11 protein-coding genes are annotated in these 11,215 nt (G+C 56.1%); 2 read left to right on the forward strand and 9 right to left on the reverse strand.

The features are described 5' to 3' along the window. Position 1: 1 nt before the first annotated feature. Positions 2-763, reverse strand: a complete 762-nt coding sequence (locus tag AC2CGW_RS01910) for an SDR family oxidoreductase (RefSeq protein WP_484573423.1) — start codon at positions 761-763, stop codon at positions 2-4. 229 nt (positions 764-992) lie between these two features. On the opposite strand from AC2CGW_RS01910, the gene AC2CGW_RS01915 reads away from it, so the two are divergent. Further along, complete coding sequence (locus AC2CGW_RS01915) at positions 993-1,994, forward strand: NADP-dependent oxidoreductase (protein ID WP_186666578.1); 1,002 nt, start codon at positions 993-995, stop codon at positions 1,992-1,994. Between the two features lie 75 nt (positions 1,995-2,069). On the opposite strand, the gene pyrF is transcribed toward AC2CGW_RS01915, so the two are convergent. Then, positions 2,070-2,771 carry an orotidine-5'-phosphate decarboxylase gene (pyrF, locus tag AC2CGW_RS01920; protein ID WP_063545755.1) on the reverse strand — a complete coding sequence of 234 codons (702 nt, stop codon included), beginning with the start codon at positions 2,769-2,771 and terminating at the stop codon, positions 2,070-2,072. A gap of 180 nt (positions 2,772-2,951) precedes the next feature. Here pyrF and AC2CGW_RS01925 point away from each other — a divergent pair, with 180 nt between their 5' ends. Next, positions 2,952-3,119 carry a DUF2897 family protein gene (locus tag AC2CGW_RS01925; RefSeq protein ID WP_186666580.1) on the forward strand — a complete coding sequence of 56 codons (168 nt, stop codon included), beginning with the start codon at positions 2,952-2,954 and terminating at the stop codon, positions 3,117-3,119. Positions 3,120-3,193: 74 nt separating this feature from the next. On the opposite strand, the gene AC2CGW_RS01930 is transcribed toward AC2CGW_RS01925, so the two are convergent. From AC2CGW_RS01930 to AC2CGW_RS01960, 7 genes are all read right to left on the reverse strand, one after another. After that, on the reverse strand, positions 3,194-3,535 hold the full coding sequence (locus tag AC2CGW_RS01930) for a ComEA family DNA-binding protein (RefSeq protein WP_484573424.1): 342 nt from the start codon (positions 3,533-3,535) through the stop codon (positions 3,194-3,196). A 149-nt stretch (positions 3,536-3,684) separates the two neighbouring features. Continuing rightward, positions 3,685-4,770, reverse strand: a complete 1,086-nt coding sequence (locus AC2CGW_RS01935; RefSeq protein ID WP_484573425.1) for an acyltransferase family protein — start codon at positions 4,768-4,770, stop codon at positions 3,685-3,687. A gap of 848 nt (positions 4,771-5,618) precedes the next feature. After that, complete coding sequence (locus tag AC2CGW_RS01940) at positions 5,619-6,143, reverse strand: GNAT family N-acetyltransferase (protein WP_484573426.1); 525 nt, start codon at positions 6,141-6,143, stop codon at positions 5,619-5,621. A 112-nt stretch (positions 6,144-6,255) separates the two neighbouring features. Beyond that, positions 6,256-7,137, reverse strand: coding sequence for a glucose-1-phosphate thymidylyltransferase RfbA (gene rfbA / locus AC2CGW_RS01945; protein ID WP_484573427.1), 882 nt, complete (start codon positions 7,135-7,137; stop codon positions 6,256-6,258). Positions 7,138-7,139: 2 nt separating this feature from the next. Beyond that, positions 7,140-8,036: a dTDP-4-dehydrorhamnose reductase gene (rfbD, locus tag AC2CGW_RS01950; protein ID WP_484573428.1), complete on the reverse strand. Its 897-nt coding sequence runs from the start codon at positions 8,034-8,036 to the stop codon at positions 7,140-7,142. Further along, positions 8,033-9,103: a dTDP-glucose 4,6-dehydratase gene (gene rfbB, locus AC2CGW_RS01955; RefSeq protein ID WP_484573429.1), complete on the reverse strand. Its 1,071-nt coding sequence runs from the start codon at positions 9,101-9,103 to the stop codon at positions 8,033-8,035. Before rfbB ends, rfbD begins: the two co-directional genes overlap by 4 nt. Before the next feature lie 77 nt (positions 9,104-9,180). Continuing rightward, positions 9,181-11,175: a polysaccharide biosynthesis protein gene (locus AC2CGW_RS01960; protein ID WP_484573430.1), complete on the reverse strand. Its 1,995-nt coding sequence runs from the start codon at positions 11,173-11,175 to the stop codon at positions 9,181-9,183. Positions 11,176-11,215: the final 40 nt, after the last annotated feature.

Below are 11,215 nucleotides of genomic sequence, written 5' to 3' on the forward strand. Positions count from 1 at the left end.
CTCAGATCGCGAGCGCACCACCATCCACTACCAGGCTATGGCCGGTGGTGAACTTCGCCCCATCGCTGCACAGATAAAGCACCGCGCTGGCGATCTCCTCGACCTTGCCGATGCGCCCGACCGGGTGCATCGCTGCGGCGAACTCGGCCTTGCGCGGGTCGGCCTCGTAGGCGCGGCGGAACATGTCGGTGTCGATCACTGCCGGGCACACCGCATTGACCCGAATCCCCTTCTTCGCATACTCGATGGCCGCCGACTTGGTCAGGCCGATCACCGCGTGCTTGGACGCAGCATAGATGCTCATCTTGGGTGCTGCGCCCAGCCCGGCCACCGACGCGGTGTTGACGATCGCGCCACCGCCCTGGGCAAGCAGCAGCGGCAACTGGTATTTCATGCACAACCAGACGCCTTTGACGTTGACGCCCATGATCGCGTCGAACTCGGCTTCGCTGCCCTCGGCCAGACGCCCCTTCTCGATCTCGATTCCGGCGTTGTTGTACGCGTAGTCCAGGCGGCCATAGACGTCGATGATCGTCTCGTGCAACTGGCGCACATCGCTGTCGCGGGTCACATCGCAGGTCACGAACAGCGCGTCACCACCGGCTTCGCGAATCAGTGCGACGGTTGCCTCGCCACCGGCCACGTCGAGGTCTGCCACCACCACCTTCAGCCCTTCGGCGGCGAACGCCTGGGCCGTGGCTCGGCCGATACCTGCCGCACCGCCGGTGACCAGGGCGACCTGGCCAGAAAAAGTCATGCTCATCACAGGCTCCTGTTTCACAGAGATCGAGTAGAGACCGAGTCTAGTCAGAGCACCGCCCGGCTGGGCAGCATCATCAGGAGCACGGTTGGACTACCATCGTTTGCAGTGATTGTGCGCTGTCGGCCAGATCATCGAGGTGGATTACCGGGCATTCGCCAACCCGGTCAACCTTGCCTGGCCAGGCTCGACGGTCTATCAACAGGCTTTGCCATCTACAGGGAGAGATACCATGACCCAGACCAACCGCCGCTTCCTGCTCGCCAAACGCCCCGTCGGTGCCGTGCGCCGCGAAGATTTCGACTACCAGCAGGGCCCCGCCGCCGAACCCACAGACGGCCAGATCCAGGTGCGCAACCTCTACCTGTCGCTGGACCCTGCCATGCGTGGCTGGATGAACGAAGGCAAGTCCTACATCCCGCCGGTGGGCCTGGGTGAGGTGATGCGCGCGCTGGGCGTCGGCGAAGTCGTCGCCTCCAAACATCCGGACTACAAGCCCGGCGACCATGTCAGCGGCGCCCTTGGCGTACAGGACTACTTCACCGGCACGCCCCAGGGCCTGCACAAGATCGACCCGCGCCTGGCACCCCTGCCCCGCTATTTGTCTGCGCTGGGCATGACCGGCATGACCGCCTACTTCGCCCTGCTCGACGTCGGCCAGCCCAAGGCCGGCGAAACCGTTGTCATTTCCGGCGCTGCCGGCGCGGTTGGCAGCATCGCCGGGCAGATTGCCAAGCTCAAGGGCTGCCACGTCGTGGGGATCGCCGGCGGCACGCAGAAATGCCAGTACCTCAAGGATGAACTGGGCTTCGATGGTGTCATCGACTACAAGGCCGAAGACGTGCTCGCCGGCCTCAAGCGCGAATGCCCCAAAGGCGTGGATGTGTATTTCGACAACGTCGGTGGCGACATCCTCGACGCGGTGTTGAGCCGCCTGAATTTCAAGGCCCGGGTGGTGATCTGCGGCGCCATCAGCCAGTACAACAACAAGGAGGCGGTGAAAGGACCAGCCAACTACCTGTCGCTGCTGGTGAACCGCGCGCGCATGGAAGGCTTCGTGGTGATGGACCACGTCAAGGAGTACGGCAAGGCTGCGCAGGAAATGGCTGGCTGGCTGGCCAGTGGCAAGGTCAAGAGCAAGGAGGATGTTGTGGACGGGCTGGAAACCTTCCCGGAAACGCTGCTCAAGCTGTTCAGCGGGGAAAACTTCGGCAAGCTGGTGCTGAAAGTCTAAAACGGATACAGCTAGCCGCTCCGTGCGGGAGCGGCCTTGTACCGCGATGGGCTGCATGGCAGCCCCTGGATCGAATCAACCGCGAATCTCGGCCACCACCGACGCCAGCGCCTTTGCCGGATCCGCCGCTTGGCTGATCGGGCGGCCGATTACCAGGTAGTCGGAGCCAGCATCCAGCGCCTGGCGCGGCGTAAGGATACGGCGCTGGTCATCCTGGGCGCTGCCCGCCGGCCGAATACCCGGAGTCACCAATTGCAGCGCCGGATGCGCAGCTTTCAATGCCGGCGCTTCCAGCGCCGAGCACACCAGGCCATCCATACCGGCCTTCTGCGCCAACGCCGCCAGACGCAACACCTGCTCCTGTGGATCGATATCCAGGCCGATACCTGCCAGGTCCTCGCGCTCCATGCTGGTCAGCACGGTGACGCCGATCAGCAGCGGCTGCGGCCCGCTGCGCTTGGCCAGCTCTTCACGGCAGGCCGACATCATGCGCAGGCCGCCGGAGCAGTGCACGTTGACCATCCACACACCCATCTCGGCGGCAGCCTTGACCGCCATTGCCGTGGTGTTGGGGATGTCGTGGAATTTCAGGTCGAGGAAGACTTCGAAGCCCTTGGCGCAGAGGGTCTCGACGATGCCCGAGGCGCTGCTGGTGAACAGCTCCTTGCCGACCTTGACCCGGCACAGCGCCGGATCGAGCTGGTCAGCCAGCTTCAGGGCGGCCTCACGGGTAGGGAAATCGAGGGCGACGATCAGGGGCGTCTGGCAGGCGGACATGGTCAGGTCTCTTGGCAAGTCGTAAACGGCGCGCATTGTAAACGAAGTGGGGCACGGTTTGGGGGCCGCAGATCCACTGGCTGGGCAGGCGATGGCCGAAGGCTATAATTGAACGTACAGACTGGGTTGTCGGTCGAATGAAATGACACGCGGCACATTAACGATCACAGGAGAACGACAATGCCCTGGTATGCCTGGCTGATACTCATCATAGCCCTCGGCTCGATCGTCGGTGGATTGATGATGTTGCGCGATACGGCGAAGAAACTGCCCTTGACCGAGGAGCAGTTGAGGAAGGTTCATGAGAGGAATGCGGAGATGGACGCCAAGGAAGCGCAGGATAAATAATAAGTAAATATATGTTCCGCCAGAGGCCGGCCAGCGCATTGCCGGCCGGCTCTTGCTGTGGTGTTAGTCCACCGTCAGTCCACCGTCAACTTTTCGCGATTACGCTCCAGCAGTGTGCTGCCGATCCCTTTGATTTCCAGCAGTTCGTCAACCGAGGCAAAAGGCCCGTTAGCATTCCGGTATGCAATAATGGCCTCAGCCTTGGCCTGACCAATGCCGGACAGTCCTTGTTGCAAGGCCAAAGCATCCGCTCGATTAAGATCCAAGCGTTGTGACAAATTATCGCCTGACACCTTCTGCACAGCGCTGACGGGCGCTGATACTGACGTGTTGGTGGTGCTAGGCTCAGCAGCGATCGAGAGGGACGCGCATGCAAGTATAGGCAAGAGCAGGGAAGACAGGAAGGTGTTGCGCATGGTCATACTCCTAAGGCTCGTTTTCAGAGGCAGCATTTCCTTGGCTGCCCTCGAAACTTAGCGCGAATTCACCGCGAGTTAAACAGTGCAACCCTAATGATATATTTCTAAATCGTGCAAATGGGCTGAAAAAGACCAAGACAGTGATTTCATGGCGCCGCAGCACCTAAACTTTCTGAAGACCTGGCGGCTCTCAACTTTTTCACAACCGCCCTACCAGCAGACACACCAAACTTTTCGATGGTCTTGCTCATGACATAGCACATCACAAAAAGAACGACAAGTCGCTGCACATCGGCACTGATATACGACAAACCATACGCCCGAACCCAAATATCAAGATATGGCCACAGCCAGAGGTGCGTGAGATAGATAGCATAGGTCATGTCAGATAAGCCAGATGTATAGACGTTTCCTCTTATCCTGTCTCTAAAAATCCACACCACGAGAAAAATAGCCAAAGCGATGACTTCAAAGTTACTGCGCGCAAGGACAGGGTGAAGTTTTGGGAGCTGCCACAACGACAAGGAAAGCATGGTAGCAACCGCAAAAATACAACACCACATTCCCGCGAGCTTTTTTTCGTACAAATAAAATACTACACCCGACAACAGGAATGGGAAGAACAGATTTAAGTAACCATCTGTCCATCCTGCCCATTTAGGAAATGGGGCGATGAAGCATAGGGCAAAACTCAGGCCGACAAAAAATAGAGGGACAAATCTTGGCATATTAAAAAGGCCTGAGACCTTCATCAACATCATGAACAGATAAAAAATCACCTCGACCCTGAGGGTCCATTCAACGCCCCCCAATGAGTACGGAACGCCAAAAAAATCGCCCACCAGAAGAAGCCTTGGAATGATATCCTTCAGTTCTGGCAGTGCGACCCCTCCCACAAACTTATCGACCACGATCTGCAGAAGTACTGCAGACACAAAAAGGGGATAAATACGAAATATTCGACGCACAAAAAAATCAAATACATGTTCGACGCGAACAACATGAGTTATTATATACCCAGAAACCAGGAAGAAAACTATAACCCCAACAGCTCCCGCATAACATACATCATAGATAATCCCTGCCAACTGCTGGAACGCCAGAGAAATACTCGGATCAGCAGACGCCGCGCGCAGCTCTTGGTGAAATAGGTGCCCCAACAGAACGCTTGCAAATGCAAATATCCTCATATAGTCGAGAAAATCTATTCGACCAGAAACATCTTTACTCATTTTTATTCACCCCAGAAAATCAGTGCAAGCACTCCAACTTCACTCAGTTCAACCCCCGCCGCTAACCTACTATCAGTTCAGCGCGCCCTGCATATAAATCTTGAATTATCGAAGCCAGTCCATCGCGAATACGCACCCCCCGCAGCACAAAGTCTGCACAAGGAAATGCTACACGGACTTTCCTTGCTTGTTCGTTACTCCGCAAGATCGCTTCATAACACCGCAGAGCGCGAGTGTACTACAGTGCCCAGGACTGGTCGACGGCATGTCATCCGCCTGGGATTGGTGTTATCAGCATCGTTACTAGAGCCTGTCTGAAACGTGTCTAAACTAACGCAAAAAGAAGCGAAATCGGCCGAAGAGCAGCCTCGGTCGTGCTCGAGTTTACAGGTTGTAGAGGGGCACTCTGACCAGGTTCGCAGCATCACCTTAAGCCCTGTGCATATGCACCAAAAGCCTTGATACCCAATCATGCTGCGTTGAAATAGTCTCAGAATGCTCATTTACTTCAGCAAACCCAGCCTTCTAGGGTGTTTGCCTTACCTGACCAGCGTCTCAGACTATGAACAAAGAGCTTAAGACGCGGTCATCTTCGACTATGAGTTACGGACAGCGCTTCCCGGGCCTCGTCCCAGAGTTCGTAACGCCTTGCCATCACAGATTACTTCCCAGATATGGCGAGGGCTCTTCAAAATCTCTACGCACGAGGAATGGCCACTGGCTTTTCCGGTGATTTCGCACAGAGGCCAGCAGCAGTATTCAAAAGTTACCACCTTCATTTCTGACGAGGGAGTTACTAGTCAGAACAGTCCACTCTGCTCGTCAAACACCCACGAAAAGTATGGCGATTAGGCTGAAATAAATTTCGAGAAACGCACATACGCCTCCTTGACAGTCTCTGCTGTCATTTCGTAATAGTAATTAGCATCATCTTCGGACACCCTTACCGCACCCATTTTCTCGTGAAAAGAGGTGACCTTCTGATTTTGCTTAATCACCTCGAAATGACACTTTGGAAAGCGAAGTGTTTCGAAGCCAAATCGATAAACAAGAAAGGCAGTTTCAAGAGCAGCGTACCGCGGTTTTTCCTCATTCAAAATCCAGCTCCCCCAAGAGAACGAATCTTCCCGGAGATCGTAAACCCTGACCGTTCCACACCTGACACCGTCAGTCCTTTCTATAATAAAGTAATATTGCCGACCCGCTTGTTCGTCTTGCTTATAATTTGCGATCCATTCCCTCTGGGCCTCAACGTCAGCACTGACCGGGGAGAGAAATTTATTATATTTTTCATCCACTCGAAGAGAGACAACAAACTCTGCATCATTACACTCTATCAGTCTCAGCGAGATCGTTTTTGAATCTAGTTTCATACGTCGGACTCCTTGGCCAGCGCACTACCAATTGGGAAATGATCAGTCGTACGCGCGCCACCGACCCATCAAAAGTATCAGTCCCTGCACAACACTTATCACACAGAGGCGATCAATAAACCTTCTCTCGCAGCAGGCGAGTCAAGTACTGACCATAACCATTCTTGGACAACGGGGCTGCAAGCGATTCTAGTTGAGCATCGCTGATCCACTTCTGCCGAAATGCAATTTCTTCCGGGCAGGCGACTTTCAAACCCTGACGACGTTCGATGGTTGCGATGTACTGACTGGCCTCCAGCAGAGAGTCATGGGTACCGGTATCCAACCAGGCGTATCCCCTCCCCATGATTTCAACGGACAACTGATTGCGCTCCAGGTATATCCGGTTGAGATCGGTAATCTCCAACTCACCTCGCACAGATGGCTTGATGCTCTTGGCAATCTCCACCACGTCCTGATCGTAGAAATAAAGCCCTGTAACCGCATAGCTCGACTTCGGCTGAACGGGTTTTTCCTCCAGGCTGATCGCCTTGCCGACCTGGTCGAACTCGACAACCCCGTAACGCTCAGGGTCATGCACGTGATAGGCGAACACGCTGGCTCCGTCGGTGCGCTGCATGGCATTGCCCAGCAGCCCCTGGAAGTCATGTCCGTAGAAGATATTGTCGCCCAGCACCAATGCAGACAGGTCGTTACCGATAAATTCTTCGCCGATCAGGAACGCTTGCGCCAATCCATCCGGTGAAGCCTGGACAGCATAGGAGATGCTCACACCCCACTGGGCACCATCACCAAGCAACTGCTCGAAGCGTGGGGTGTCTTGAGGTGTCGAGATGATCAAAATGTCCCTGATACCCGCCAACATCAAGGTGGTCAGCGGGTAGTAGATCATTGGTTTGTCATAAACCGGTAGCAGTTGCTTGGAAATAGCCAGCGTCGCGGGATGCAGCCGAGTGCCGGAGCCGCCTGCGAGAATGATGCCTTTGCGTTTCATGATTATTTCTCGTTCAATTCTGTCAACATCCGTGCTACTCCCTGTTGCCACTGCGGGAGTTTCAAGCCGAACGCACTTTCAAGTTTGCTGATATCGAGCCGTGAATTTGCGGGCCGCCTGGCGGGGGTCGGATAGGCATCAGTGCCCAGTGGGGTTACTGCCGAGGCCGCGACCTTGAGCGCAACACCGGCGCCTGCAGCGTGCTGCAGTACGAAACGAGCATACTCGAACCAGGTCGTTTGACCTGCCGCCGCCAGATGATACAAGCCCACAAGCGAAGGTGTACGCGATACGGCAACGATCGCATGGGCGGTGACGTCAGCGATCAGTTCCGCGCCTGTCGGCGCACCGTACTGGTCATTGATCACACCCAGACTGTCACGCTCACCTGCCAGGCGCAGCATGGTCCGGGCGAAGTTGCTGCCACGCATGGCATACACCCAACTTGTACGGAAGATCAGATGTCGGCAACCACTGCGGCCAATCGCCAACTCGCCGTCGAGCTTGCTTTGCCCATACACGTTGAGCGGGCCTACAGCATCGTTCTCACGCCATGGTACCTGGCCGTTACCCGGGAAGACATAATCGGTCGAGTAGTGCACCAGCAACGCGCCAGATCTGGCAGCGGCCTGCGCCAACACTTCAACCGCATGGGCATTGACCGTGAATGCCGCCTCGACGTCCGACTCGGCGCGATCCACTGCGGTATAAGCCGCAGCGTTGACGATCACATCGGGAGCAAAACGCTCCACCGTCTCGCGAAGACCATCCAGGTCGGCAAGATCACCACAATAAGGCTCGCTGCGCGAGTTAAGCGCCAGCACCTCTCCCAAGTGAGCGAGACTGCGTTGCAACTCCCACCCCACCTGGCCGTCCCTTCCTAGCAGAAGCAGCTTCATGCGTTGCGGTCGCTATAGTTTTTCTCGACCCATTCCCGGTAGTTGCCCGACTGCACATTCTCGACCCAGGCTTGATTGTCGAGATACCACTGTACGGTCTTGCGAATCCCTGTTTCGAAGGTTTCAGCAGGCTTCCAACCCAGGTCTCGCTCAAGCTTGCGCGCGTCGATCGCGTAGCGGCGGTCATGACCAGGACGGTCGGTAACATAGGCGATCTGCCTGGCATAAGACTCGCCATCGGCACGAGGACGCAACTCATCGAGCAAGCCGCAGATGCGTTGAACGATCTCCAGGTTGGGTTTTTCGTTCCAGCCACCTACGTTGTAGACCTCACCCAAAGCACCGTCCTCAAGGACGCGGCGAATGGCGCTGCAGTGGTCTTTCACATACAACCAGTCACGGATCTGCTGACCGTCACCATAGATAGGCAGCGGCTTGCCCGCTAACGCGTTGACGATCATCAACGGGATCAGCTTCTCCGGGAAGTGGTACGGACCGTAGTTGTTGGAGCAGTTGGTAGTCAGTACCGGCAGGCCATAAGTGTGGTGATACGAGCGAACCAGGTGATCGCTCGCAGCCTTGCTCGCAGAGTATGGGCTATTGGGTTCATAGCGATGCGATTCGGTGAACGCCGGAGCATCAGGTTCGAGCGAGCCGTAGACTTCATCCGTGGAAACGTGCAGGAAGCGGAAGGCGGCCTTTTCTGCATCCGTCAGCGCCTTCCAGTAGCTGCGCACTTCTTCCAGCAGGCGGAAGGTACCGACAATATTGGTCTGGATGAAGTCTTCAGGACCGTGAATCGAGCGGTCGACATGAGATTCGGCGGCGAAGTTCACCACTGCCCGCGGTCGATGCTCCACAAGCAACTGCTTGACCAGATCAGAATCAGCAATGTCGCCTTGCACGAAAATATGCCGGTGATCGCCTTGCACGCTGCGCAAGGTATCCAGATTCCCTGCGTAAGTGAGCTTGTCGAGGTTAATGACCGGCTCATCCGACTGGGCAATCCAGTCCAGCACAAAATTCGCACCGATGAACCCTGCACCACCCGTTACTAAAATAGTCATTGTCGATTCTTTATCAGTTATTTAATCAAGTTCGCCGGCGTTGCCGGCGAGCATTACGGTGAGCTTTTCAAACGCCCCTAGTGCTCTGAACGGCGCTGCTGGTAAACCCAGTCAACAATCTCACCTTCAGGCGAATAGCCACTCACCGTTTCACGAAGCAGTAGTCGAACGGTCGGGAAATCGTCCACGTTGACCGCGGCCACCAGATCCGACAAACGCTCCTTGAGCATTTCCCAATTAAGATAGTCCTCGTTGGCACTCATGATCATGGGGTGCCGCGTCGACACGACATTATCGCCAATCAGCAACTCTTCGTAGAGCTTCTCGCCCGGCCGCAGCCCAGTAAATTCAATGGCAATATCACCATGGGGGTTGCGCTCGCTACGCACACTCAAGCCGGAAAGATGAATCATCTTTTCCGCCAGTTCAGCGATACGCACGGGCTCGCCCATATCGAGCACGAAGACATCTCCGCCCTGCCCCATCGACCCCGCCTGAATCACGAGCTGCGCCGCTTCCGGGATGGTCATGAAATAACGGGTGATCTTCGGATGGGTCACGGTAACCGGGCCGCCTTCCTTGATCTGTTTGTGGAACAAAGGGATTACCGACCCGGATGATCCGAGCACGTTACCAAAGCGTACCATGGTGAAACGTGTCTTGTTGACCCTCGCGACGTTCGCCGAATCGCCGAACAGTACAGGAGCCAGCTCACGGCTCAACGCCTGCAACACCATCTCAGCCAGCCTTTTTGTGCTGCCCATGACGTTCGTGGGCCTGACTGCTTTGTCGGTGGAAATCAGTACGAAGTTGGCCACGTTAGCCTGCAACGCCGCCTGGGCGGTATACAGCGTACCCAACACGTTGTTGAGCAGACCCTCTGACATATTGTGCTCGACCATCGGCACATGCTTGTAGGCGGCTGCGTGATAGACAGTATCGACTCCCCACATGCTCATGGTGTCCATCAGGTGCCTTTGATTGCGCACCGACCCCAGGAACGGTAACAGCCGCACCGGCAGCGACTCCCGAGCGACACGCTGTTCCAGTTCGCTCAGAATGCTGTAGAGATTGAATTCGCTGTGATCGAACAGTATGAGGGTGGTGGGCCTCAGAGCCAGAATCTGGCGGCACAACTCTGAACCGATCGAACCGCCTGCGCCGGTTACCATCACCACGTGCCCAGTGATGCAGTGCGCAAGCAGGTCACGCTGAGCGGGCACTGCATCGCGCCCCAGCAGGTCGGCGATGTCCACTTCCTGGATATCGTCCACCTTGACCCGTCCACTGGCCAGATCCATGAAGCCGGGAACACTGCGCACGTGCAGAGGAAACTTCTCGAGGTCGCCGAGGATTTCACGACGACGGGCCCGACTGCTGGACGGAATCGCCAGCAGAATCTCCTCGGCACCCGTGATATCGATCATTTTCTGGATATCGCGCCCCCGAAAGACTTGGAGCCCGGCAATCACGCGGTCGGCAACGCCCTCATCGTCATCGATGAACGCCACCGGGCGCATCACTCGACCGAGCCGCAAAGCAGCCACCAACTGGTTACCGGCTGCCCCAGCGCCATAAATGGCTACTTTGGGCAGTCCGTTGTCGCGGGAAGCAAAGGGCACATGCTGGGCTGCGGCAAACCAGTCCCCCAGGAAGTACTGACGCATGATCAGACGCAATCCGCCAATCATGATCAGGCTGAGCCACCAGTAGTTGAAAATGATGGATCGCGGAACGACAACCTCATGGTTGCTGTACCAATACACCACCAATGCCAAAATCAGCGAGGAAAGACTCACGGCCTTGATAATGGCTATCAGTGCATCGTTGCCAAAATAACGCATGACGGCACGGTACATGCCAAAGCGGATGAAGATCGGAATCGCGACCAGCGGCGCTGAAGCAAACAGCCATAGATGGGCAGCGACCGGGTTGACCATCTCGTCGAAGCCCAGGCGCACCACAAACGCAAGCCAGAGAGCGAGCCACACCAAGCCTATATCGGTGATCACTTGAAGCCCACGCTTATACCGACGCGGAAGCTCCAGCATGTGCGATCTCAACCTGTCCATACCCACAAATTTCCCTCGTAATCCAGCTTGAAAACGACCG

The sequence above is a fragment of the Pseudomonas sp. SYWMCR5 genome (assembly GCF_057197165.1).